The 24,560-nt window shown below is 45.7% G+C and carries 20 protein-coding genes, 1 pseudogene and 1 riboswitch; of the genes and pseudogenes, 14 read left to right on the top strand and 7 right to left on the bottom strand.

Translation table 11 applies throughout. The annotated features are described in order from the left end of the window. Nucleotides 1–227: 227 nt before the first annotated feature. On the top strand, nt 228–740 hold the full coding sequence (locus ASF99_RS13115; protein WP_055969205.1) for a hypothetical protein: 513 nt from the start codon (nt 228–230) through the stop codon (nt 738–740). A gap of 108 nt (nt 741–848) precedes the next feature. Here the strand turns inward: ASF99_RS13115 and ASF99_RS13110 are convergent, their stop codons facing one another. Further along, entirely contained in the window at nt 849–1,523 is a 675-nt protein-coding gene (locus tag ASF99_RS13110; RefSeq protein WP_055969202.1) for a DUF3298 and DUF4163 domain-containing protein, read from the bottom strand. Nucleotides 1,524–1,990: 467 nt separating this feature from the next. Here ASF99_RS13110 and ASF99_RS13105 point away from each other — a divergent pair, with 467 nt between their 5' ends. The 3 genes from ASF99_RS13105 to ASF99_RS13095 are packed head-to-tail and all read left to right on the top strand — an operon-like array spanning nt 1,991 to nt 5,546. Continuing rightward, nucleotides 1,991–3,376 carry a TcaA 3rd/4th domain-containing protein gene (locus tag ASF99_RS13105; protein WP_035395987.1) on the top strand — a complete coding sequence of 462 codons (1,386 nt, stop codon included), beginning with the start codon at nt 1,991–1,993 and terminating at the stop codon, nt 3,374–3,376. Between the two features lie 20 nt (nt 3,377–3,396). Then, nucleotides 3,397–3,819 carry a zinc ribbon domain-containing protein gene (locus ASF99_RS13100; protein ID WP_035395989.1) on the top strand — a complete coding sequence of 141 codons (423 nt, stop codon included), beginning with the start codon at nt 3,397–3,399 and terminating at the stop codon, nt 3,817–3,819. Further along, nucleotides 3,816–5,546 carry a zinc ribbon domain-containing protein gene (locus tag ASF99_RS13095; protein ID WP_055969199.1) on the top strand — a complete coding sequence of 577 codons (1,731 nt, stop codon included), beginning with the start codon at nt 3,816–3,818 and terminating at the stop codon, nt 5,544–5,546. Before ASF99_RS13100 ends, ASF99_RS13095 begins: the two co-directional genes overlap by 4 nt. A 42-nt stretch (nt 5,547–5,588) precedes the next feature. Here the strand turns inward: ASF99_RS13095 and ASF99_RS13090 are convergent, their stop codons facing one another. Both ASF99_RS13090 and ASF99_RS13085 read right to left on the bottom strand, forming a co-directional pair. Further along, nucleotides 5,589–6,272: a hypothetical protein gene (locus ASF99_RS13090; protein WP_055969197.1), complete on the bottom strand. Its 684-nt coding sequence runs from the start codon at nt 6,270–6,272 to the stop codon at nt 5,589–5,591. Then, a complete protein-coding gene (locus ASF99_RS13085) occupies nt 6,269–7,018 on the bottom strand; it encodes an LITAF-like zinc ribbon domain-containing protein (RefSeq protein ID WP_055969194.1) in 750 nt (249 codons plus the stop codon). The genes ASF99_RS13090 and ASF99_RS13085 overlap by 4 nt, the downstream gene beginning before the upstream one ends. An 85-nt stretch (nt 7,019–7,103) precedes the next feature. Between ASF99_RS13085 and ASF99_RS13080 the strand changes: the two genes are divergently transcribed. Together ASF99_RS13080 and ASF99_RS13075 are read left to right on the top strand one after the other, a co-directional pair. Beyond that, nucleotides 7,104–8,336 (top strand): hypothetical protein, encoded by a 1,233-nt coding sequence (locus tag ASF99_RS13080; protein WP_055969192.1) that lies wholly within the window; start codon nt 7,104–7,106, stop codon nt 8,334–8,336. A 408-nt stretch (nt 8,337–8,744) separates the two neighbouring features. Further along, nucleotides 8,745–9,491 (top strand): creatininase family protein, encoded by a 747-nt coding sequence (locus ASF99_RS13075; RefSeq protein WP_055969189.1) that lies wholly within the window; start codon nt 8,745–8,747, stop codon nt 9,489–9,491. A 46-nt stretch (nt 9,492–9,537) separates the two neighbouring features. Here the strand turns inward: ASF99_RS13075 and ASF99_RS17125 are convergent. Both ASF99_RS17125 and ASF99_RS13070 read right to left on the bottom strand, forming a co-directional pair. Further along, a pseudogene (locus tag ASF99_RS17125) lies at nt 9,538–9,714 on the bottom strand (helix-turn-helix domain-containing protein); the annotation flags it as partial. Nucleotides 9,715–9,920: 206 nt separating this feature from the next. Continuing rightward, a complete protein-coding gene (locus ASF99_RS13070) occupies nt 9,921–12,251 on the bottom strand; it encodes a bifunctional diguanylate cyclase/phosphodiesterase (protein WP_235515941.1) in 2,331 nt (776 codons plus the stop codon). A gap of 318 nt (nt 12,252–12,569) precedes the next feature. Between ASF99_RS13070 and ASF99_RS13065 the strand changes: the two genes are divergently transcribed. The 8 genes from ASF99_RS13065 to galU all read left to right on the top strand — a co-directional run bounded on the left by ASF99_RS13065 (nt 12,570) and on the right by galU (nt 22,127). Further along, nucleotides 12,570–13,241 (top strand): response regulator transcription factor, encoded by a 672-nt coding sequence (locus tag ASF99_RS13065; protein WP_055969186.1) that lies wholly within the window; start codon nt 12,570–12,572, stop codon nt 13,239–13,241. Then, entirely contained in the window at nt 13,238–14,623 is a 1,386-nt protein-coding gene (locus ASF99_RS13060) for a HAMP domain-containing sensor histidine kinase (protein WP_055969183.1), read from the top strand. Before ASF99_RS13065 ends, ASF99_RS13060 begins: the two co-directional genes overlap by 4 nt. A gap of 95 nt (nt 14,624–14,718) precedes the next feature. After that, nucleotides 14,719–15,495, top strand: a complete 777-nt coding sequence (locus tag ASF99_RS13055; protein ID WP_055969180.1) for a DUF3919 family protein — start codon at nt 14,719–14,721, stop codon at nt 15,493–15,495. Continuing rightward, on the top strand, nt 15,492–16,481 hold the full coding sequence (locus ASF99_RS13050; protein ID WP_055969177.1) for an ABC transporter substrate-binding protein: 990 nt from the start codon (nt 15,492–15,494) through the stop codon (nt 16,479–16,481). The genes ASF99_RS13055 and ASF99_RS13050 overlap by 4 nt, the downstream gene beginning before the upstream one ends. Before the next feature lie 35 nt (nt 16,482–16,516). After that, nucleotides 16,517–17,926 carry a hexose-6-phosphate:phosphate antiporter gene (gene uhpT / locus ASF99_RS13045; protein ID WP_023469436.1) on the top strand — a complete coding sequence of 470 codons (1,410 nt, stop codon included), beginning with the start codon at nt 16,517–16,519 and terminating at the stop codon, nt 17,924–17,926. Nucleotides 17,927–18,105: 179 nt separating this feature from the next. Then, entirely contained in the window at nt 18,106–19,635 is a 1,530-nt protein-coding gene (locus tag ASF99_RS13040) for an FAD-dependent oxidoreductase (RefSeq protein ID WP_055969174.1), read from the top strand. Nucleotides 19,636–19,770: 135 nt separating this feature from the next. Beyond that, complete coding sequence (locus ASF99_RS13035) at nt 19,771–21,243, top strand: glycosyltransferase (protein ID WP_055969171.1); 1,473 nt, start codon at nt 19,771–19,773, stop codon at nt 21,241–21,243. A gap of 17 nt (nt 21,244–21,260) precedes the next feature. Continuing rightward, nucleotides 21,261–22,127 (top strand): UTP--glucose-1-phosphate uridylyltransferase GalU, encoded by an 867-nt coding sequence (gene galU, locus ASF99_RS13030; RefSeq protein WP_023469433.1) that lies wholly within the window; start codon nt 21,261–21,263, stop codon nt 22,125–22,127. 124 nt (nt 22,128–22,251) lie between these two features. Here the strand turns inward: galU and ASF99_RS13025 are convergent, their stop codons facing one another. Both ASF99_RS13025 and ASF99_RS13020 read right to left on the bottom strand, forming a co-directional pair. Continuing rightward, the gene (locus ASF99_RS13025) at nt 22,252–23,277 is read right to left on the bottom strand and encodes a GGDEF domain-containing protein (protein WP_055969168.1); all 1,026 of its coding nucleotides are present in this window, start codon (nt 23,275–23,277) and stop codon (nt 22,252–22,254) included. 233 nt (nt 23,278–23,510) lie between these two features. After that, on the bottom strand, nt 23,511–24,302 hold the full coding sequence (locus ASF99_RS13020; RefSeq protein ID WP_235147602.1) for an endo alpha-1,4 polygalactosaminidase: 792 nt from the start codon (nt 24,300–24,302) through the stop codon (nt 23,511–23,513). Nucleotides 24,303–24,408: 106 nt separating this feature from the next. Further along, nucleotides 24,409–24,493, bottom strand: a riboswitch (cyclic di-GMP riboswitch). Nucleotides 24,494–24,560: the final 67 nt, after the last annotated feature.

Genomic DNA, 24,560 nt, shown 5'->3' with positions numbered 1-24,560 from the left:
TAGAACACGTCATCAGTCTACCGGATGCCATCTATCGATGGTGTCTGGTAGCTTTTTTTGTAGTGAACGAGGTGAAAATAGGCTTATTTCTTGAAGGAATAGTTTCTTAAATAATTAATATGGTTAGCTTTATAAAGTAGTGAAAGAATGGTATATTTTTGAATAATCTATCAGTTATATCAACAAGGATGGTGTAAATTTTGAAAAAGAATATGATGAGGTATACGGTGATTGCAATCATCGTACTGTTTGTTGCTGCCATAGCCATTCGTTACATGTATCCGTATAGCGCTCTCAGCATCAACAAAAAAATTGAAGTGGATTCGGATCAAACAACGAGTCGTTATCACAACAACCTTCAAAAGTTGTCTTCACACGTTCCGACTCTGTCGGAAGATGAAGAATACAATGAAAAAATAAAGGCGCAGGTGGAGAACGTCCTCGCTTCTTCTGCATTAAATGAGAAAGATGTACGTAAAGCGGATGTACTACAATTATTGAATGACATGAACGGTTTAGTGAAAAGCATAGGACATCACGTCAGATATCAACCGGAGTATTTTAATGAAAAGCAGCGATCGTATCTGATTGCATTCAAAAATCATCTTCAAGCGAACTCCTATAATACGAATCAAATCATTGAAGACTCCTTTTCAAGCAACGATGAAATCGTCACTTCGATTCATGAGTTGTACAAAGGGATGAATCAAGACATCGAAGCCTTGTTACAACTGAGTTGAATCATTTTTACATCAAAGTAAAGCATCTGTGTCCATTTTAATCATGAGATTGAATAACTCAAAAACACCTCCACTTTTTAACCAAGCAGAGGTGGAGGAAACTCAATTTTATTGATATACGGATTTAGGGACATAAATTTCAGGTTGTCCCATGACATAAGGGGCAATCGCATATTCTTGGAAAATCACCTTTATACCGTTTTTAGTAAAGTAGAACTCAGATGTGCTCGATACATCAATATCACTCAAATGATCCACGAAATAATTCTCATTGTTTTTGAGACGATCATAAATGTATCGTTCTACCTTTTTCATTTGTGTGGAAGTTTTTAGTACGGATGTGATCCGTATTTCTTTTCCGGTTTTCAAAGAGTAATTGACACCGAATTTGTAGGTAGATCCATGTGCGCCACCAAGGTAAGTATGATTTTGCACGGTGAAGCTGAGATAAGAAGCATTATCTCCGACCCGTTTATACGAGCTATCGAAAGTGAAGTTACAAGTGGCGGGTAACTCCTTGCAATAATCCTTCTTTTTTTCTTGTTTTTCAAAGGCTTCTGTATCGAGATATGTTTGATAGAGAAATTTTGAATACCCCGTCAAATCGGCGTTGATCGTCTTTCTTACTGACGTAGTCAATCCTTTAGACACATAAGGATACTTCAGATTTTTTTTATCGTGTGCATACTTTGTAACGACGGTTGCTTTCGAAGCAGCATCGACAGAAATCGAGGTAGGCAACAAAAGGGATGTTGCAAGAAGTGGAAGAAGCAACTTATTCATAAAAAGCCTCCTAATTAAAATGATTTACAAATCCATCTAAATTATACAATGTTTTTCATTAAAGTCCTAATCTATTTAGGATGAATGAAAATTGATGAATTAAAAATGATTTCATTAAAAAATAGTGAAGTGAATAAATTGGCAAGAATGATATCCGATTGTTATTTTAGAATCCAAGAAAGGATTCAACACGATGACCCAGCGCTATACATTAAAAATAATCACTGAGGAAAGATAAGGGTGGCAGATCATCATTCTGCCACCCTTATCTTTGTGTAGCTCGACTTTTGAGTTAATCCTTTTATCCGTACAACTGCATTTGGTAAACAGTTTTTACATTTTTTATTTGATATTAAAATTAGATTCTAAAATATTCTGATGAAATATAGTAAAAAAGTTGAATGCATGTTAGTATTTTCTATGGTTATTTTTTACTATAAATAGATGACGAGTGAGGAGGACATCGAATGGCATGTGTGAACTGTTCGGATGCCGCAAGACGTGGACTGAAATTTTGTCCAAGTTGCGGTGATGCCCTAGAAAAACATGTAGAACACCCAGAACCTGTGAAAACAGAACGGGATGCGAGACCCGCGCGCTCTAAAAAAATGAGCAAGTCTGCGAAAGCAATTCTTCTGTCTGTCGTGTTAGTTGTCGTAGCAGGCGGGGCCTATTATGGACTCGCTACGCAATGGTTCACAGTTGAAGCGACGACGAATGAAGTACGTGACGCGATTCGCTCAGGTGACGCTGCGTTACTTGCTGAGCATACAGAATTTAATGGAAAGCCGATCGACCAAAAAATGGCACAACGCTTTTTAGATGCCTTGAAAGAGACGCCGGAACAAAAGAAATCATTCATGGATTATTTATTGATGGCTGGTGCGTCGATTCAAGCAGAAAACGAAAGTGACGTTCCTGGTCAAATCGTAGCAAACGGTCGTCAGCTCGGTATTTTCAAGGATTACCGACTCCGTCTGGATACGGTCAAAACGGAAGTCGTCAGTAATTTTAAAGGAACAAAGGTCACACTCGTGAATCCGGTCGGGACGGAAAGCAGCAAGGCGTCGGAAGAAGGCATCATGATGGACGGTGTCTATCCGGGATTGACCGATGCGAAGATTGCGTATGACGGTGAATATGGAAAAGAAACGAGTGAGGTCACGATCAACCCGTTGACGCTGGATGCGTCGGATCGCAAATTCGAAATCACGTTAAAAGGGGATGCAATCGAACTGGATCAGACCTATCCGGATGCCTATTTGATCGTTGACGGGAAGTCGACTTCTAAACAAGTGTCGGACTTGAAGAACTACGGACCGATCCCGAAAAACGGCATCAAACTCTCAGTCGAGAATGACTTCCCGTGGGGAGAAGAAACGTCAGATGAGATTCTCGTCAAACCCGATACGAAAAAAGCGACCTTCACATTCAAACCGTCTGAAGCCGTTTTAAACGAACTTCAGGGAGTCGTCGAAGCGCATGCATCTGACTGGGTCGATGCAGCGATCTATCAGGATACGAGTTACTTCTCGCTCGTTGATGATGCGTCATATCTCGCAAAACAACAAAAGAACTATGACGATTGGAGCCGGAAGGACTTGGAGTGGGACGGTGAATTCATGAACGCATCGATTGATCGTTCTTCAGCGAAGTTCGTCGAATATGGCGATACGGTCGGCATCGAAGTCATGGCGACGACATACATCCGGGGTGAAATGTACACACCGGATAGTGAATCACCAGGAAAATCGACCGCAAAATCCCTCTTCCGTTATCTCTTCACGTATACGAGTGGTGAAGATAGTTATGAAGAAGAGTTCCGAATTCAGCAAGCAACGAACATCAAATGAACATAAGGGAGGCTATACAGATGATGGATTGGCAATCAGTCAAATCACGTTTTCAAGGAATGACAGCAAAAGAATTACAGGAACAGGCCGAGCAAGCACGACGTGAGAAAGGGCGCTTGTTGTATGAAATCGGTGAGCGGCATTACATGAAGCTCCGAAGTGAAGGACGTCGTCAAGAAATCGAGGAGATTCTTGCGCAAGAAGTACTCGTATTTGGCGCCTTGTCACGGATCGACGAGATGGAAGTCGAAGCGGCTCAAAAACAATGCAAGTCATGCCGTACGACGCTTGAGCCGGGTGCGAAGTTCTGCGGAAAATGCGGTACGTCCGTCCCGCGCGAGAACGAACAAGCGAAAGTTGAATGCATGACGTGCCACACGCCACAACGAAGTGAGCAACACTACTGCACATGTTGTGGATCGGAAATGGGGCAACGTTTATGAAATATTGTTCGACCTGTGGACAAGCACATGCTCCGCACGCCCAGTACTGCGAAGTAGACGGAACACCCTTAGACAAGCAGGGTCGTCCTATCCGTTTTGAACAAGCTGCGCATTTCTGCGTCGGGTGTGGTACACAAATGGACGGTCGTTCGTCCTACTGTCCGAATTGCGGACATTCCCGACTTGTCGCAGCGACATCGGAAGAATCGCTCGTGGATCGTCTACCGGGCATGCACGATATTCGGCAAAAGCTAAAGTCGCAAGATTGGAATGTGAATCTTCCGTGGAAAGAGCGGGGACGAGCATTCTTATCGCGATTCGATCTATCACTCGGGAATCCGAGTCTTGCGATTGGTAGTATCACCGCTGTCATCTTTTTTGCTGCCATCATCGTCTTCTTATTCGTCATGCTGGGTCTTCTCAGCGATAATCCGGCACTCGAAGGAGTTAAGACGGTGCAACAAAACATGGGAGACGACTTTAGTACGTTCGGTATGTTCTTCTTCCTCGCATTCGTTGCGCTTGCTGGTCTACAACTGACATCAAGTGAAGACTTGAAGTCGCGCTTTCTGACGGAAGTGACAGGTAACGATACGGAATATTTCTCTGAAATTCAAAAAGCTGTCAATCAGCTTGATTTTCATATTTTCTCAGGGCACTTCTTGTTGTCCTTACCGGGGCTATTTCTTCTTATCGGAAGTGCCTGGTTACTCGAACGCGGTGGTGTCATCGGAATCAAGGCGACATCGTGGAATGAACGCATTGAACGTGCTGTCGTATTCGCCCTGACGTTATCAGTGATCACGCTGGTCGTCGGATTGTTTGCGACGGACTTCGGAATCTTCGATCTGCATCTGTTCGCTGGGATGATTCGTATTTTCATTCTATCGTTTGCTGGTGTCCTCTTATTCCAATTCATTGGTCAAACGAATCTCGACGGTTCTTGGCAGGTCGGACGGATTGCCGCGACGACGTTGATGAGCATCTACTTATTCGGTGTCCTTCTGACATCGTTCGGGCAACTGTATTACATTAATCAGATGGATGAACTGGACGAAGTCGAATTCGGTGAATCCGCAAGCCTTGTTCTGTTGAGTGGCGCATCTCCGTTTTACGCGATGTCACAAGCAGGACAAGTCGACTTCAAGATGACTATCTTGACGGAAGACTTCCATCTAGGTGCTGCCTTATATGGCGAAGACCGCTTAAGTGATCTTCAACGGCCGGTCGAAGAAGCCGGAGAAGCATCGAATCTCGGTCGCATTCAAGGAATCATCTACAATCAGATTGAAAATGGAGAAGAGCCGACACTCGATCCGAAAGTGACACGTTTCGATGAGACCGTGGATGCGGGACTATTGACACGCTTCGCACAAATGGCAGATGCCTCCACGTCGTTCGAAGAAGAACAACTTGTCAATTCAAGTGTCGCCCCGTACGGCTTGATTGCTTTGATTCTGATGTTCGTCATTCACGTCGGAATCGGTTTCCGCTGGATCCGGACGTTACCTGGTGTTGCAATTTATGCTGGTGTGTTCTTGGTCGGTGGACTTCTTTTAGCTTACTTCACACAAGCACGACTTGAAATTCAATGGGACAACGATTTATTAGCCGGTATCGTCGTCTCTACGTTGACATGGTGGAATGCGTTCATGCTCTTCCTCTTCCCGTTCCTCGGCGGATTGGCAGGGTATGGATTGAGCCGCTTCAAAGATACAAAAGGATGATTCAAAAAACGCTTGTCTCCGTTTTCGAAGACAAGCGTTTTATCATAAGGATTGTTTGGTCGTCTGTTCAAAGTCGATCGTCGAGTCCTGCTCGATTCCTGTATCGTGGAATGTCAGACTGCCGTCTTCATTAAACGTGATCTCTAAAGCTGACTCATAAAAGTAGAGCATCAAGCTGTTATCGGAATTAAAACGTCCGCTGTATGAATAGTCATCGAGGGGTTGTCCTTCATAATCACGGGCATCATGAACCGTCAATGTCGCCTCACGATTCGGACGTGTCACGACATCGATCGTCGCATCGGTATAATCTTGCTCGTACTCGCCTTGATTGCTCGTCGAGTAAGTATAGGTTCCTGCCACGTCACGAAACGCCTTCTCTACTTTATTAAGAGTCCGGTAGCGGCGTGCGGCTTCGTTCGCGAGTGCCGGGTCACCAAACGTCTGATTCATGACCCGTTCCGCGTAACGTACAGCATCTGTTGTCTGATTCATGAATAAAGCGGCTTCTAGGTCGTGAAACGCTTTTTGTTGTTGTGTCAGCGCAATCAGACGTTTGTCTGTCGCTCCTTCTGCACGAGCCTTTTCACGCCATTGTTGTTCTTCGTAAAGGTCTCCGGAAAGCGTGCTTTGAGCACTTTGCTTTAAGTAAAGATCCGCTGAATCCTTGTTACAGCCACTTAGTACGAGAGCTGTAAAGAGAAGAGGAAGTACACGTGACATCATGAGGTAGCCTCCTTCTTGAACGTTCGTTTAATCGATGTGATGTAATACAGTTCGTCATCGAACGTGATTTCATATTCGACGCTGGCACGATGAGATGGCTGGTTTTCCATATCGAAGTCTCGTCGATCGTATGTTTCGGTCGCCTCGACATGGAAGTGTGTTTCATCAATGGCTTTTATGACGTCGAACGTCATATTCTGTAAGGCGACGTGGCTCGTTGGACTTTCTTCTGAAAAGGCGAGTCGATTGCCGAAGGACTCGCGTTCGTCCTCCGTCAAATCATCGTCTCCATAGAACAAGTCGGCATACGGTATGTATTCATCGAGTGACGAGTCGTAGTATTCCCAGTCACCGCCCGTTTCGTTTCCGATCGAAGGAAGACGCTCGGCATACGTACTCAAAAAGTGGTATAGCGAATCAGGTGATGCCGTATCAAACGTGAGGAAATCCTCAAGTTCGTCATCTGTAAGCTGGTTTCGTTGAGTCGATGAGAAACCTTCCGGCAAGACCTGATCGACATCCGCAGCGGACCGCGTCAGTTCACTTGTTTTAAACAACGGTTGTGCAGCTTGATATTTCAAGTAACCGAACGTACCTCCACCGATACAAAGCATGAGAAGTAACAATCCGATGAACCATGATTTTTTAGATGAACGGGACCGCGTCCGATGATTCTTTTGACCACAGACCGGACAATAGATCATCTGGTCATTCATCGGGGTTTGACAATTCGAACAATGTGACACAAAAAAGCACTCCTTTCTTACCTTTGTCATTATAATGTAAAATAAAGATAAAAAATAACAATATTTTTAAAAAGGAGAGGGAATTATGGATCCATATGAACGATTAGGGATATCGCGTACCTCATCGATGAAAGAATTGGAGCAAGCGTACGCTGAAAAGTTAGAAGCGCATCCAGACGAATCTGAGGAACGGACGGAAATCGAACGAGCATACGTCGTCATCAAGTATGAGAAAAAACAAAAGAATAAGCGGAATAAGCGAACGGTTGGAATCGGAGCGCTCGTTCTTCTGCTCGCTGCCGGTGGAGGGACATATTTCTTCTTGAATCAGGAAGAGACACCTCAAGCGGTCGAGCGTAAAAAACAGAATGCTTCATTCGTCATTGGTGAGGAAGAGAAGAAGAGTGAGGAGAAGACGGATTCGAAATCGTCGCAAGATCCGGAAACACAGCAAAAACCAGACTCGAAGGCAGTATCGGAACAAGACTATAAAGATATCCAAGATATTTCGACACTCTTCTTCCGAGAACTCGAAGATGCATTGACAGACCGAAGTGTCAAAGGACTTTCCGTCAGCACCGATACGTACAATCAGACATTCCAAGGAAGCTTGAATGACTTAGTCACAGGCGGATACATCTTTGACGGAGAGCTCAGCGTCAAGGACATTCCTCAAAACGACATCACGATTAAAGGAGACCAAGCAACGGTCAAAGCGACGGTCGACTATTCCTCTCGGTCGTACCAACCCTATCTACATGAACGTCCGGAATCGAGTACGATCGTCTGGGAATTGAATCTCGTCAAGTCCGGGAAAGACTGGCTCGTCAATCAGCGGAAATCTCTCTCGGATTCAGCGGACGGTAGAGGGATGGAAGTCCGGGAGTCCGTCAAAGGAGATATCATCGATACGGTTCACCAGCATGCGAAGGAATGGGAGCAGGCATATATCGATAAAGACACGTCTGCGTTCACGTTATTCACGTCGGCTGCTTACTTGAACAAACAACAAAGTTATTATGCCAGCATGAACAAACGTGGTGTCTATTGGGAGGGATACCTCGATTCGGTCGAATATTCACCGGCATCGATCACGGTCAGCGAAAAAGCAACGGATTTATCGGCTACGGTCGAAGCACTCTGCTATTACGAGGGTGATTATTATCGAGAAGAGGATGATTCTCTTGAGGAGAGCGACCCAGGAGAAGACATCCCATTCAAGTATTATCTGAAATATGATGTGAAGAATGAACGTTGGTATATCATTGATTCACAACCACTGAAATCATTTAGCCAAAACGATACGACGACCTATTAAATCGGAGAAGAACTTCTCGTGAGAAAAATCGTAGTAGCATCGACACTTGCTCTTATGCTCAGCTCGAAGACGTAGAACTCCCTAATGCCCTAGGAGCGGTCATCTACAAAGAACATGATGCATCAGGAGCATGGAAATACAAAATGGCAAATGACTACAAATCAATCAGATAAAGTTTGTGAAAACGGTCGGGATCGACCGTTTTTTTCGTGCTTAGCTCTGCAGCAACGGTAACATTGCGAGAAATTGTCATGTCACGAAAGAATGATGATCTTTTATTTAGATATGTAAGAACACCATACTATTTGTATGGCATCGCATTAACAATAAATGGTTTTTTGGTGGTATAGTCGAATTATTCAGTCTTTCTAAATAGGACTTTTATAAAAATCATCAACGGGGGTACTTATGCTAAGTTTTAAAAATTCAACAACAGAAGTGAGTGACAGTGGAACAGATATTGCTATTTTATCAGTTGGAGCGACAGAACAATTTGGACCATACCTGCCAATGCATTTAGATACATTGATCGCAGAAAAATATGCCGAACACTATGGAGAAGTATTAAACGCTTATGTGTTACCAACTATTCCATTTAATACTTCAGAAGAACATGCCAATTGCAAAGGTACTATTACAGTAAGTCCAACAGTTTTAACAACAATGCTAGAAGAAATAATCGTTAATTTAACCAGACAAGGATTCAAAAAGTTCGTCCTTTGTAATGGACACGGAGGTGCATATTGGGAATCTTCATTCGTTAAACACATGAACTACAAATATCCAGAACTACTTGTAATTACTACATATCGTTATTTAGCGTGGGAAGAAGCGTTAGAAGAAGTAAATTTAGAAGGCCATAATGAGATGCACGCAGGGTTATTATCTGTTTGTGCTGCAATGTGGCTATGTCCGGAATTAGTTAAGCTGGAATCTATGGGTTCTGATGTGCCTCCAGAAAACAGAAAATTTGCTGACTATATGTTTTGGGATAAATTAACCGAAGATGGTTGTTGGGGTAAGTTCGATAAAGAAACATACTCTCCAAATCAACTAGCTGAAATTGGAGAAAAATTTTGGACTTCCTTTATTTCTAAAAGAGGTGAAAACTTGAAAGATATTCTCGAAGAAGCATATCTAAAAAAAATGAATTAAAGATTGCTACCGCACTTCGGTTTCGGTGTTTACGCATTCACTTCGTTTGCTGGCGTACTGAGGAACGTTGATCGCATTGATAGGAAGGATTCCGTTTTAGCTCACGTGAGATCGTAGACGGCTGTCGTCCAAGATGCTGAGCGATCTTTCTCATTAAAAAACCAATCTCTAGATAAGCTTCTATTTTGACTCTTTCTGATATTGTAAGATGAACATAGCTCATAACGAATCCTCTGTTGAAGTTTGTGTGGTAACTCGATTCTACACGAGGTCGTTATGAGTTTTTTTGTGTTTTTAGCTAGTTGTTACACTTAATATTACAATTCGTCTACGAATAAAGATGCTTTACTTGTTGCGCGAATGAGTACTGGCTATTGATTCATAAGGATCATGGCTATTCTAATGTAACTTCGAAAATCAAAAATATAGTCATGCACTTCCATTCGATCGAAGCATTCTTAAATATCGAAATAAGTCTTCTTCTTTTAGTGGGCGACTAAAGTAATAGCCCTGGAAGTAATCGCAACCTTCTCGAGCGAGCCAGTCTGCTTGTTCGATCGTCTCCACTCCCTCGATCAAAACTTCCATTTCCAAATTATGTCCGAGTTGAATCATCGATTGAACGATTGCTTGTTGATTCTTACCGTCAAATAATGAACTGATGAAAGAACGATCAATTTTTAACAACTGAATCGGTAAAGAACGGAGCTGTTTAAAAGACGAGTAACCGGTACCGAAATCGTCCAGTGAGACACGAATGCCCAGTTCTTGTAGTCGCGCAAGCTTATCATACGTCGTCGTCTCATACGATAAGGCGGCAGACTCCGTAATTTCGAGCTCTAGATACATGGGGTCCATCCCTGTCTCAGCAAGAATTGCCTCAACACGCATTAGAAACTTTTGACTTGCAAACTGTAGAGGTGAAACGTTGACGGCAATCGAGAACGGTCCAGGCGTGACATCTTGCCATGCCACCCATCGAAGGCAGGCAGTCCGTAACACCCAGTCACCGAGGGCATGGATTGCGCCAGTATTTTCAGCGACCGGAATGAATTCTGCTGGCGAGACAAAGCCGAGTTCATCGTGCGTCCATCGTGCTAAAACTTCAACACCTATCATTTGTTCCGTAGCCACCATGATTTTCGGTTGATAGACGAGCTCGAACGCTTCTGTTTCAAGTGCTTCAGTCATGAATTTTTCAATCTGTACGGTCCGTAAAATATCATTTCGATTCTCAATCTTGAACTCCTTAATCGTATGTTGTGCTTCATTGAACGAAGCGTGCATTGCTAGTTTTGCATACTCGATCAACTCTTGTGCGATTGTTGTGTCTTCCGGATAATGGCTAATGCCAGCTCGCATCGTAAGCGTGATGACCGTTCCATCAATATCAAACGGTTGCGATAAGGCGGCGTAACATTTCTCGGCTTTCTGTGTCGCGAGTTGACTCCGTTCGTCGCTGAGGATGACGAGAAATTCGGACGAATCGAGTCGCGCTAGGACATCTTTTTCATGAATCACCGATTGCAGTCGTTCTGCAATTTGAAGTATTAGGCTCTCTACACCTTGATGTCCGAGCATGTCACTGAGGAAACGCCAGCGGTCTACACTGAGTGCCAGACAGGAAATCGGAATTGCTTGTTTGATTTGTTCTTCAATGAACAGGGTGACTTTGTCTCGATTCGGTAAATCCGTCAACCGATCGTGAAAGGCGAGATACTCGAGCTGACGCTGAGATGATACTTGATCCGTAATGTTTCGGAAGAACCAAAGCGTCTGATTCAAGTTCTCTCCCTTGAGAGGATGATTGACGACTTCAAGAATACATTTGTCGACGTGTAGTATCTGACGCGTATGATTCGGAACATCGAGACATAGAGCAGAACTATGTTCGGTTAAATACAAATGACGTTCAGGAAAGAAATGATAGAATAGTGAATTTGCATATTGAATCGTTCCATCTGGATTCGTCGTTACGACACCGTCTTCGGTTGATTCAAGAATCGTCGCTTGGACGAGATCCCGCTTGCGTAGCTGGAGATCAAATAAAACAGAAGCGAAGAAGACAATGAACAAAAACAGAGTGACAACCGAAACAAGAGTCAAAAGCATTGTCGGTTCGATCACTTGATCACTCGTGAACGATGGAATCATACGAAATTTTAAACCAAGCATACCGACGTGATGCATCCCAAAAATTGCAATTCCCATGACAAAGGCAAAGAAAACTTTTGTCTGAATCATCATCTGTTGCTTCGCATATCGAGAGAAGAAGCCAATCCAGAGCGCAGTCCAAGAAGCTGCAATCGCAATTAAAATCGATAGCAAGACATATCCTAGGTGATATTGAAGCGTCATTCCTTGCAAAGCCGCAATCCCGACATAATGCATCCCTGCGATCGCACTGCCCATTAAAAAGCCACCGAGGACGAATGATTCACGGGACATCTGGCGTGAGACAAGATAAAATCCTAAAATACATCCAATCATCGCGATAATGACGGACAGAAAGACGAGCGGAAAAGAATAAGTGGCATCCTTCAAGGTACCATGTCCAAGCATCGCGACGAAGTGCATCGACCAGATGCCAAGACCTAAAATTGATCCACCGGCAATTAGCCAAACATGTTTTGAACGATTAGTTGCCGTTTTGACGCGACCAGCGAGCTCGATTGCGATGTAAGCGGATGTCGCTGCAATGAGATAAGACAACGTGATGAGTAAAAAGTCAGTATGAGAATGCATCGTGTGGGTTGGCATGATGGACGAAGTCACCTCGACAGAGTGGAATGATTAATCGAATTATAAAGGTGTAATCTAGATACCCTTTTTTGAGGGATCGTATACATGTTATCCAAATAATATTCTATTATTTGGATAACATGTATACGTCATGCGTCTTCTAAAAATGTATAAAAAAGTATCAAACTTATGAGGTTTTATCAAGCAATCATACAGGTGATGAGACGTTGATTATCCAAAGCATATTTATAGTTATGATGAAAGTGAGCTGACCGTGTAAACGATTCCATGATACGCTAGGGGACAGAAAAGATTGTCTAGAAAGAAGGAATTCCTATGCATATTCTTGTCATTGATGATGAGGCGAGCATCCGGCATCTCGTCAAACTACAACTTGAGCTCGATGGTCAGACGGTCGAGACGGCAGCGGACGGGTCAACGGCACTCGCATTGCAAGAGACGCAGACCTTTGATTTGATCGTCCTTGATTTGATGCTCCCGGATACGACCGGCTTCGATTTGATTCCCAAGCTGCGGAAGACGACACCTGATTTACCGATCTTGATGCTGACAGCACGTGATCAAATGAATGATAAGATCATCGGTCTGCAGCTCGGAGCGGATGATTATATGACGAAACCGTTTAATGGAACAGAGCTCGTCTTACGTGTGAAAAATCTGTTGAAACGTGTAAAGACGGTCGCACCACCCATGCCTGTCGTGACGGATCCCTTCTTATCGGTTGATCCGGAAGAACGCGTCATTCGTCTCGATGGTCAACCGTTGCCGCTGACGTACCGAGAGTATGCGTTGCTCGCACTCTTCCTGACCCATCCGAAACGGGTCTTCGAGCGTGACGAACTGCTCGAACAGGTCTGGGGCTTTGACTTCTCCGGTCAGACCCGTGCCGTCGATATTATGGTCCAGCGCTTACGGAAGAAACTCGGAGCGCAAGGGGAGCGGATCAAGACGATTTACGGTGTCGGCTACAAGTGGGTCGACGCATGAAGCTACGTCAAGTCATCACGGAAAACTTCGTTTTGCTCCTCGTTCCGGCACTGCTCGTTCTCTTCTTGATTCTTTATGCCTTCATCCAATCGAACCTCTATGAGAACGCCGTCGAGTCTGTCCAAAAACTGAGTCGGGAAGCAGAACTCTATACGACGAACTATCTCGCGAGCGAAGAAACGGACTCGCTCGCCGATACGGCTGTCCCAATCGCTTCCTACTTAGCAGACCGGTTTGACGCGCGCGTCCAACTGTTCGGACCGAATGCGGAACTACTCGCCGATTCGGAGCGCGATCAATTACCGCTTCTCGCAGGGGACATTGATCAAGCCTTAAAAGGAAAATCGAGTTATCTGTTCCTCAAAGAGACCGATGTTCCTGTACTATTCTTCTCGAGCCCGTTGTATGGTGAGACAGACGTCATCGGTTCAGTTCGCTTTCTCGTCGATCTCCGGACGGAAGCGGAACTGCTTCGACAATTTACCTATGTCTTCACCGGTGTGTTTCTGATGTTGATTGTGATTGCCGTTTGGACGGCCCGTCGAATGGCGAAGACGTTAATCGGACCAATCGACGATTTACGTAGCGTCTCGCATGCCTTGACGAAGGGGCATTATGCAAACGCACTTCCAGCCTATCCATACGAAGAACTGAATCGACTGGCAGCGGACTTTTCGACGCTTGCTGACGCGATTCAGCACAACATCGGGCAGTTGGAGCGACAACGAAATGATCAACAAACGTTCATCGATCACATCACCCATGAACTCCGAACACCGATGACGGCGATCATGGGCTATGTCGAGTTAATTCCGAAACTGCCGCCAGACGAAGCGGCACACTGTTACCACTACATCGAAGTCGAGAGCCAGCGCTTATTACGACTCGTCTCGCATAATCTCGAACAGGCGAAACAACAGCGCAACGAACGCCACGCGACGTCGACGATGTTCGCACTCGATGCCTTGCTCGCAGACGCCTTATTCATCATGCAACTGCGACTTGACGGACAAGGGATTCAAGTCGAACAAGATGTTCCTTCTATTTACGTGCTCGGACAACCGGATCAGACGAAGCAAGTCTTGTTAAATCTTCTCGAGAATGCCGTCAAGTACAGTGACGCGATGTCGGTGACGTTCGCAGCAGTCAGTACGGACACGAGCTTACAACTTCTCATGACAGATGACGGAATTGGTATGGATCCAGCTGTCCTTACCGAATGGAAGGAGGAGCAACATAGTCTGACGACGGCGAGCGGGAATGGACTCGGTCTACCGCTTTGTCGGCGTTTGATGCAGGAACAAGGCGGCGATTTTGCACTGGAAAGTGATGCGAGCGGTACACGTATCACACTCACCTTCCGATTAGCCGACCAAACATGATGTAATCGCTTACAAATGATACATTTACGAAACATTTCGACCGGATTTACGAAACAATTGCCCCGTAATCTAAGAATCAAGCAAGGAGAGGAATCATGAAAGCATCGACCATCGCCTATCTCTTCCTGATGGGGGTCTTGTTTGCCCTCGGTCTTCTTTTGCTTCAGCAGACGGTCTTCGGACGCTTACATGTCCTCGATGGACCAAAACGACTGAATGCTTCCGATGACTCGCTGCCGACGGAGTTGACATTACGTCACCGGGCATGGGGGGAGCAGACGGTAGAAGACGGAACGGAAGTCCAGCGTATCACGACGCTATTGAAGCAAATGAAGACGGTGACAAACGGGACCTGTCCAGCGGGTACGGCGACATTTAACGGGACGCTTCGTTTCTTAAACGGAACGACGTGGACGTTCTCGCTCGGGGAAAGCATGACACTGAATGGACAATGTGTTGCAAAACGTCCCAGCACCCAGACGACGACATTAAAAGCACGGTTCTTAAACGCTTACCACGAACCGGAACAGCTCGCGCGTCAGTTTGTTGAGGCGGAAGTCGTGACATGGTATGCAGGGGGACGGTCGCGTACTCTAACCGCACGCGAGCGTGAAGACGTCAAGCGTCGCCTGGCGCAAGCAGAGCCGATGACGGACTACGAAGAAGTCGGTCAGGCACTTGATGCGAGTCAGCGGCAGCCGCGCATTCTCAAGCTTCAACGGTTCAAGAATGAGCAGAATACGCGTGCCAATCTGCTGAACATCACCGTGTACGAGACATTGTTCAGCGTCCAGTACATGGATGATGACAATGGAAACACCTTCTATTTAAAAGGACAACTCCTGCCGACCGGGAAGGAGGCAGATCGATGAGAAAAGGAATGCTCTTCTTGCTGAGTATCATTTGTCTCATGAGCATTTGGATCGTCCGCAACAATGAACAGACGAAGCAGGGAACGGCTGCACGGGAAACCGTTCCGCATTTGACGGCGTATGTCTCCGCGAAAGAGGATATCGGTCGCGCCTTGCTGTCGTCATATTGTGAGCAGGCGGGTTGTACGTATGAGTTCGTGCGTCTCTCGACAGAAGAACTCGTCCGGCGTGTGACGAAGGAAGCGGATCATCCGCGCGCCGACGTCATCATCGGCGGAACGTGGGATGCCCACCAGACGCTCAAACAACGCGGCTTGTCGACACCGTTCCCAAGCGACATGGATCAAGCAGAACTGCAGGATCCGGATCGCTACTGGATCGGCTATGAAGTCGAACGCTTAGCGATCGTCATTAATACAGACGTTTGGAACGAGCGGTTCGGGGCGGCACCGTATCCGAAGACGCTCGCTGATTTGACGGCAAAGCGGTATCAGGACGAGTTGATTTTGCCGGATCCGAACCATTCTGGTACCGGTGCGACAATCCTGCAAGCGGTCTTTGACGGATACGGAACGAAGGCGGAAGATGTCTTACGCCAGTTAATCGAGCGAACACGACTATTCACGGCGAACGGCTTTGCACCGACGTCGTATGTCGCCAGTGGGGAAGCGATGCTTGGGGTCAATTTCATCGGGGATCAACAATCGCTGCGCGAAAAGTATTATCCGGTCAAAAGCATTCCACTCGATACGTACTCGATCAACGCGATTTCAAAGCTGAAAGGACGGACGCAACAAAAGCAGGCGAACGCCTTCATGCGTTTCGTGCTCTCAGCAGACGGTCAGGCCATCTTGCGGAAAGTCTCGTTTGGTACGCCGACCTATGCGATCGCGAAGACACAACCGATCCAGCAAAACGTCGGACAGGATATCGTCGCCGATTACCGGGACTATCTCCGTCGATTCAATCAGCTCCAGGACAAATGATGCGAAGACTCTGATTCAGATAGGGGAAATGGAAGATGGGCTTCTTCAGCATCAAAAAATTGCCGAATGCCGGCATACCAATCGAAGTACAACGCAAACAATGGTTACAACAATTCTTAAAGGCCTTTTTAGTCGTCTTCTTCTCATACATGGCGATGTATCTCATCCGGAACAACTTCAAGGCAGCGCAACCGCTCTTGAAAGAGGAACTCGGCTTTACGACGACGGAACTCGGATATATCGGCTTCGCCTTCTCGATTACATACGGAATCGGGAAAACGTTACTCGGTTATTTCGTTGACGGGAAAAACACGAAACGTGTCATCTCGTTCTTATTGATCTTATCTTCTCTAATTGTCACCGCGATGGGACTGTTGATGAGTGCCGGTGGAAGTCCAGTCGGTCTCTTGATGGTTTTATGGGGACTCAGTGGGTTCTTCCAATCGGTTGGAGGACCGTCGTCGTACTCGACGATTGCTCGTTGGACACCGTTTGAAAAACGCGGACGCTACCTCGGCTTCTGGAACGTTTCGCACAACATCGGTGGAGCGATTGCCGGGGGTCTAGCCCTTTGGGGAGCGAACGTCTTCTTTAACGGCAGTGTCGTCGGGATGTTCATCTTCCCAGCTGCGATCGCGCTCGTCATCGGGATCGTCGGTCTGTTCATCGGGAAGGATGATCCGGAGGAACTCGGGTGGAATCGGAGTGAAGAGATCTTCGAGGAACCGATCGAACCGGAAAATATTGCTGCAGAAAGCATGACGAAATGGCAAATCTTCAAGACATACGTTATCTCGAACCCCTGGATTTGGACGCTCTGTATCGCGAACGTCTTCGTCTATATCGTCCGGATCGGGATTGATAACTGGGCGCCGCTCTATGTCACGGAACACTTGCACTTCAGTACGGAGAGCGCCGTCAATACGATTTTCTTCTTTGAAATTGGTGCGTTATGCGGCAGTATGATTTGGGGGTACGTATCCGACTTACTCAAAGGACGCCGGGCGCTCGTTGCCGCGATCTGTCTTTTGCTGACGGCCGTCGCGGTCCTCGGTTATCGTTACGGTACGAGTGAACTCATGATTTATGCGTCATTGTTCGCACTCGGTGCGCTCATCTACGGACCGCAGCTCTTGATCGGTGTCTCGGTCATCAGCTTTGCACCAAAACAAGCGACGACGGTCACGAACGGGATGGTCGGAACGTTCGGTTACTTGTTCGGTGATTCGATCGCAAAAGTCGGTCTCGCAAAAATCGCTGATCCGGAAACGAATGGTCTAACGATCGGTTCCGTTACGTTGCACGGTTGGAGTGACACGTTTGTCATCTTTAATGCTGCGTTACTGTTCGGTTTGATCGCCCTCGCCATTGTCGCCGTCGTCGAGGAGAAAAAGATTCGCCGTCTTGGACTTCTGGAACGCCAAGCGGACAAACTAAGTTCATGAATATGGACAGCCTCTTGATTAAAAAGGGGCTGTTTTTTGTTGCTCATATTTAAGGTCCAAAAACTTCGGATGACGTTCTTATATAAAAAATATCTTTTGTGCATGTTTTGTCGCAGACAGGGAAGCACTAATACTATCGAAGTTGATCGTTGTGCCTGTTTGAAGAGAGGAGTTTTTGTATGTCTGAATTATCCGGTTTCCCGTCATCGTATTGGAAAGCATCATCTGCTGGTGTATCGTATCCGCCCCTTGAGACAGACACAAAACATGATGTCGTCATCGTTGGAGCTGGCATTGCCGGTTTAGTCACCGCTTTGCAACTCGCAGAACGAGGGTATGACGTGGGTGTTATTGAAGCAGAAGAGGTGGCAGCTGGTACGACTGGATATACGACGGCAAAGGTGTCGTCTCAACATGGTCTCATCTATGATCAATTGATCAAAAGTGTAGGAGAGGACAAAGCACGACTTTATTATCAAGCAAATGAAGAAGCCATTACGTTTCTTCGTCATCAAGTCGAACGTCTTGATCTAGCGTGTGAGCTTGAGACCCAAGACGCGTATCTGTATGTCTCTTCTTCAAAAGAGAATGCGATGGATCGTGAAATCAAAGCGTATGCTCGTCTTGAGATAAACGGTGGCGATGCGACAGATGAAGTACAGAAAAAGTTGCCGTACACCGTGAAGCGGGCGGTCGTTCTGCGCGATCAAGCACAGTTTCATCCCGTCAAGTACTTACAGAGCTTAGCAGAACATTTCGTCCGACAAGGTGGGACGCTGTATGAAAAGTCACGGGCGACGACGATTGAAAGTAATCGAACACCGACAATCGTCCTTGAGAATGGACATCGTATTGAAGCTAAGAAGGTCGTGATCGCAACCCATTTTCCGTTTCATGATTTCAAAGGATTATATTTTTCGAAGCTTGAAGTTCATCGATCGTACATCGTTTCAGGATTCGTCGACGATTCGTTTCCTGACGGTATGTTCATGAGTGCCGATCAACCAAGTCGTTCTTTACGACACACACGTACTTCGGACGGTCGTCGATTAGGACTGTTTGGTGGTGAAAATCATTTATCGGGTCACGAAACGGAAACGATGGCACGTTATCAGCACTTAGCAGATTTTGCGACGAACGCCTTTCAAGTGGAAACGTTCGACCGATTTTGGTCGGCGCAGGACTTAATTACACTGGATCACATCCCGTATGTCGGTCAAATGACAGCAGATGACCCGAACGTCTTTGTCGCAACCGGATTTGCAAAATGGGGCATGACGAATGGTATTGCGGCAGGACTGTTACTCAGTGATCTTTTAACTGGGACACCGAATCGGTTTCGACATCTGTTTGATCCGACGCGATCAAAACTTAAAGCAGTCGACGCGACCCAATTCATCAAGAATAACGCGGATGTCGCGATCGAACTCGTAAAAGGGAAAGTATCAAAAGCACATCGTGACGCAAAAGATCTTCAGCCTGACGAAGGAGGACTTGTGCGGCATCATGGAAAGACAGTCGGGGGATATCGTGATCCTGCCGGAAGGCTTCATCTCGTTTCAACGACGTGTACCCATATGGGATGTGATACGAAGTGGAATGCAGCCGAACGCTCATGGGACTGTCCGTGCCATGGTTCGCGCTTTGCACACGACGGGGCAGTGATGGAAGGACCTGCTGTTAAACCGTTAAAAAAGAGGGAAGAGTAAACAATATGCTCGTTGAAGTTTCTGAGAGAGGCAGATCGGAAATAATAAAAGATGCTGAAATATGAAAAAGAAAACAGGCGACTGTCTGTCTTAACAGAGAATAGTTCGGAGAACGGGAAAAAGGAAGTGTGAATCATGCTGTATACGATGACTTCGACATTACCGGCACAACATGGGGGACGCACGAAGTCGCTCCTCAGTCGAATCGCAATGATCGAAAAACACCTTGGCTATGCGACAACGATCCTTACAACCAACTATGATGCAGCATACGATCGTATCGTAAAAATCTTTAGAGAAAAGAACATTTTAAGCGAGACGACGCAAATCGAGAATATCTACGAATGGCTCTCCGGAAATCGATTATATGAAGCTACGACACCGCTTGTGAATTCCCGGGAAATCGAAGGATTACGAGCTGTGCAGGTAGACACAGACACAGTCCGGTACTATGACGGGAACACATATGTCTTATACCGGAAGTACCATGAAGCGAGTGATCAGCTGTCATTTGAAGATTTCATGAGTCCTGCATCGAAAAAAAAAGTCGAACGTTGGCAATATAACGATAACGGTCGATTGCATCGCAAGATTCGATACTCACCAAAAACGCATAAAAAAATTCATGAACAGTTCTATGATCAAGAAGGTCATATCTACTGCGAAAAACATTATGAGGAACAAAAACGGAATAAATTGATTTCGATTCAAACCTACCAACTTGGACGTCCTGTCCATACCTTTCAGACTGAAAAAGATTTATTTCTCTACTACTTCAATCATCGTTTGACGGATGGAGATATCGTCTTCAACGATGCGCGACTTCTCGACTGGTCATTGCTCAACTGTCAGGTACGGACAAAAAATATTCTCGTGTTCCATAATTCTCATTTGGAATTAGATCAGCAACGAATCAAAAAATCTTACCAAACCGCTCTCGAAGGATCGGATCGTGTGGCAAAATATCTCGTCTTGACGACACATCAAAAAGACGAGATTCAAGCGCGTTTTCCGATACCGGATGATCAGTTCGCAGTCATTCCGCACTCGATCAAACCGGTCGAAATCGACCGGACGCATGTAGAGGATCAATTCTGTTTTATCGGACGCTTTGGAAAACAAAAGCAACTCGAGCACTTGCTCCGCAGTTACGCAATCTTCAAACGATCGGGACATCCGACGAAGCTTGCGCTGTATGGCGCGGATGAGGATGGACAACTAGCATTGATGAAGCAGATGATGTATTTACTGAATATCGAGGAAGATGTTCTCATTCACGACTTCACATCGACACCGGACCAAGTCTTCGCTGCGTCCCGTGCGTCGTTATTGACGAGTCGCTTTGAAGGATTCGGACTAACCGTCATGGAAAGCATTAATGTCGGCTGTCCTGTCATTGCTTACGACGTTCGGTACGGACCGCGTGAAATCATCGAAGATGGTCAAAATGGTTACCTCGTCCCTGAAGGAGACGTCACGGGATTCGCAGAAAAGATGGTCGAAATCGTCGAACGACCACTCCCACATGTGCGGACGAAACCTGAGTTATATGAAACACAAGGCATCGAAAATTACCGCAACCTGATGAACTGGCTGCACACTGAATGATCGAAGGAGCGAATGTCATGAAAAAACCAATCAAAAAAGCCATTATTCCAGCTGCGGGGCTCGGCACACGTTTTTTACCGGCAACAAAAGCCATGCCGAAAGAGATGTTACCGATTCTCGATAAACCGACGATCCAATACATCGTGGAAGAAGCCGCTGCCGCAGGAATCGAAGATATCATCATCGTGACCGGGAAACACAAGCGTGCGATCGAGGATCATTTTGATCATCAATATGAACTAGAAGCCGCACTTCAGGCGTCGGGAAAAACGGAGTTACTTGAAAAGGTATGTGCTTCGACGAATCTGGCGAATATCTTTTATGTTCGTCAAAAAGAACAGAAAGGACTTGGTCATGCGATTTGGACGGCTCGTCAATTCATCGGCGACGAACCATTCGCCGTCTTGCTCGGTGATGATATCGTCGAATCGGAGACGCCGGCGATCCGGCAGTTGATGGACGCCTACGAAGAGACCGGTCAGTCCGTCATCGGTGTCCAAGAAGTCGAACCGAAAGAAACACACCGCTACGGAATCATCGATCCGCTCGATAAAGAGGGACGACTTTATCCGGTCCGCCGATTCGTCGAGAAACCGGAGTCCGGGACGGCGCCTTCGAATCTTGCCATCATGGGTCGATACGTCTTGACGGCGGATATCTTTGATTACTTGGAAAACCAGTCGGAAGGCGCTGGGGGCGAGATTCAATTGACCGATGCGATCGAACGGTTGAATGCGGACCAAGCGGTCTATGCGTTTGATTTCGAGGGGAACCGTCATGATGTCGGTGAGAAACTCGGTTTCGTCAAGACGACGATTGAATATGCGATGAAGGATCCTGAAATGCATGAAGAATTAAAAGCGTTCCTGAAACGATTCCAGTGAAGCAGACGTGTACGCCCGAGGGGGTGTACACGTTTTTTGATTAATTATAAACAGCAAAAACTCCACCTTATACGTCGGACGATGTGTCCTCTGTAAGGTGGAGTTCGCGTAAGCGTCGAACTCTTTATAGTAGATGACTTGCAATCCGAACGATGTTTCGTCCCGATCGTTTTGCTTGATAGAGTGCTTGATCCGATAGTTCCATCGAGTGCTGGACAGGGATGCCGCGTTTTCCGGAAGAGAGTCCGATTGATGTCGTGACGTGAATCGAAGAGCCGTCTAGCAAACGGAACGTATGCCGTTCGACTTCCTGACGGATCCGTTCAGCGATGGTAGTCGCTTGTTCTGCCGTCAAATCGGTCAGGAGCACGATGAATTCTTCGCCACCCATCCGGGCGACTAAATCTTCTGGGCGTGTATTGCGCTCTAAAATTTTTGCGAACTGTTCCAACACGGCATCACCATTAGAGTGACCATATTGGTCGTTCACTTGTTTGAACTGATCCAAATCAAGGATGATCAAGTGATAGGTCGAAGATTGACCGGCGAGTGTCTTGGCACGTAATTCCCATGCCCGCCGATTAGCAAGCCCCGTCAACGCATCATACTCCGCTAAATGTTGATAGACCTCGAGCTGTTTTCGGTGGCGTTGCTGCAGCGGCAACAGATAGAGGAATATCCCGTACATCAATAACGTGAGACTTACATGAAAGACGATCGTGGAAAGCGTTCGATCCGGTAGGAAGAACAAAATGGCACTTCCGATCAGAAGATGCAGCATACCTAAGCGTAGAGCGAGATATGTCTTTTGCCGTAAAAGTAATGATAGAATCACGATTCCTGCTGATGCGAGCAGTACAGCATAGCCATTTGCATGGATCGCTAGATGGATAAGCGTGATGATCGCTACACCGATAAATGACTCTTTTTCTCGGTGATAGGCCAGTAAAACAAAAGGAATGACCTGCCAAATCAAAGATTGTGATGAAAACAAAATATCAATGGTCAGTAGGTAACTACCGAACCAGATTATAAGAATCAAGGTACCGATGAATTCACTATTTCTACTACGAATCAGTTGGTATGTGGCTAAAAGGAGATACGTCAGGGCGAATATCATGGACCCTTGAATCATCCAGTTTTGAATCATATATAAGACATCCAATCTATACAAATAGTTTTCTAAAATATATAATTAAAAACAAGTAGTGTCAAATACTGTATATCAGTATTTGACATAATAGATTTCTATCGAGACAAAAAGGACCATTTTCCTCAGATTTTAGAGGGAAATGGTCCTTCATCTTCGAAGTAAAGCATATGCCAGATACTTGACAAGTGATGGGATTCACTGTCATTTTATAAGGTGGTATATGAAAGGGTTTAGAATTTATTGTAATTCAAATCGACGTTTGATTTCATGTGAAGGAATCCATTCTTTTGAGCGAGTGTCGCACTTTTTGTTCCTTGTACAGAAGAAATCGTCAATGTTTTGATGTCTTGAGATTGACTCAATTTTTGGAGGTCTGTCATCCGATCCTTTGACCACTGATCGTTGGCGACCGTTGAATAATTGAAGTTCTCCCACATGATGCCGTCGACATAAGGATACGTATGATATTTCAACGTTCCGAATCCCCAGTTTTGGATCAGTGATAGAGACGCATGTTTTGTTTTTAGTGATTTTAAGAAGTTTGTCATTCCTACCCGTTGTTGTTCAAGAACGGCAGGCTGGTCGGCATGTTCGTTATCGATGTTACCGACTGTATCGAGGAAAACGCCATCTAGTCCTTTTTGGACGATTTGTTTCTCGACTTCTTTCATTAAAACAGCTTGGTAGTGCTTCGATGTAATATCCGTTAAGTACGAATCCCATTCAGCGTAATGAATACGCTGACCATCGCGATGGAAAAAGTCTGACTCGACGAGTTGTCCCATCAAATCCGTATTCCAGTTGTCTGCTTCCATCGTGTTGATGTAGCCGTATACTTTTGTACCGTTTTGTTGGATCTGTTTAATTTGTGCAGCGGAATAAAAGACGGGTTCGATGATCATGACATCGTATTGTTGCATCTTTTTGATTTTCGCTGCTGACGGTGCGTCGTAGTAAACTTTGTACGACTTCGCATTGTCCAATGGATTGGATTTTTCTGCTTTTGCGTCTAGTGACGACATGAAGAACACTCCTAATAAAAGAATGCACAAAATAGACGTCATGCGCTTGAGTGAGATAATACCCATGTTGATAGCCTCCTGATTAATTATCAGAGAGCGGCCGCGGCATTGCAGACTGGCGATCGGTATCCGTAGATCGACGACCCATGTCTTTGCGCCCTTACTTTTCAGTAAGTTTGCCCTTCTCGATATGAAATTGTAGTGTTCCAACGATACATTTCTTCCATCTTCATACCGATAAAAAACAAAAGGAGTGAA

Source organism: Exiguobacterium sp. Leaf187 (assembly GCF_001423925.1).
Lineage (GTDB): Bacteria > Bacillota > Bacilli > Exiguobacteriales > Exiguobacteriaceae > Exiguobacterium_A > Exiguobacterium_A indicum.
Note: the sequence above shows the minus strand (reverse complement) of the source record. Positions and strands in the feature narration are given on the sequence as shown.

Bases quoted from the DNA above. Each gene is read 5' to 3' on its own strand.
- ASF99_RS13035 (WP_055969171.1), top strand. From the start codon at position 19,771: ATGCTGTATACGATGACTTCGACATTACCGGCACAACATGGGGGACGC.
- ASF99_RS13075 (WP_055969189.1), top strand. From the start codon at position 8,745: ATGCTAAGTTTTAAAAATTCAACAACAGAAGTGAGTGACAGTGGAACA.
- ASF99_RS13105 (WP_035395987.1), top strand. From the start codon at position 1,991: ATGGCATGTGTGAACTGTTCGGATGCCGCAAGACGTGGACTGAAATTT.
- ASF99_RS13110 (WP_055969202.1), bottom strand. From the start codon at position 1,523: ATGAATAAGTTGCTTCTTCCACTTCTTGCAACATCCCTTTTGTTGCCT.
- ASF99_RS13070 (WP_235515941.1), bottom strand. From the start codon at position 12,251: ATGCCAACCCACACGATGCATTCTCATACTGACTTTTTACTCATCACG.
- ASF99_RS13095 (WP_055969199.1), top strand. From the start codon at position 3,816: ATGAAATATTGTTCGACCTGTGGACAAGCACATGCTCCGCACGCCCAG.
- ASF99_RS13065 (WP_055969186.1), top strand. From the start codon at position 12,570: ATGCATATTCTTGTCATTGATGATGAGGCGAGCATCCGGCATCTCGTC.
- ASF99_RS13055 (WP_055969180.1), top strand. From the start codon at position 14,719: ATGAAAGCATCGACCATCGCCTATCTCTTCCTGATGGGGGTCTTGTTT.
- ASF99_RS13080 (WP_055969192.1), top strand. From the start codon at position 7,104: ATGGATCCATATGAACGATTAGGGATATCGCGTACCTCATCGATGAAA.
- ASF99_RS13060 (WP_055969183.1), top strand. From the start codon at position 13,238: ATGAAGCTACGTCAAGTCATCACGGAAAACTTCGTTTTGCTCCTCGTT.
- ASF99_RS13050 (WP_055969177.1), top strand. From the start codon at position 15,492: ATGAGAAAAGGAATGCTCTTCTTGCTGAGTATCATTTGTCTCATGAGC.
- ASF99_RS13020 (WP_235147602.1), bottom strand. From the start codon at position 24,302: ATGTCGTCACTAGACGCAAAAGCAGAAAAATCCAATCCATTGGACAAT.
- ASF99_RS13040 (WP_055969174.1), top strand. From the start codon at position 18,106: ATGTCTGAATTATCCGGTTTCCCGTCATCGTATTGGAAAGCATCATCT.
- ASF99_RS13090 (WP_055969197.1), bottom strand. From the start codon at position 6,272: ATGATGTCACGTGTACTTCCTCTTCTCTTTACAGCTCTCGTACTAAGT.
- ASF99_RS13025 (WP_055969168.1), bottom strand. From the start codon at position 23,277: ATGATTCAAAACTGGATGATTCAAGGGTCCATGATATTCGCCCTGACG.
- galU (WP_023469433.1), top strand. From the start codon at position 21,261: ATGAAAAAACCAATCAAAAAAGCCATTATTCCAGCTGCGGGGCTCGGC.
- uhpT (WP_023469436.1), top strand. From the start codon at position 16,517: ATGGGCTTCTTCAGCATCAAAAAATTGCCGAATGCCGGCATACCAATC.
- ASF99_RS13100 (WP_035395989.1), top strand. From the start codon at position 3,397: ATGATGGATTGGCAATCAGTCAAATCACGTTTTCAAGGAATGACAGCA.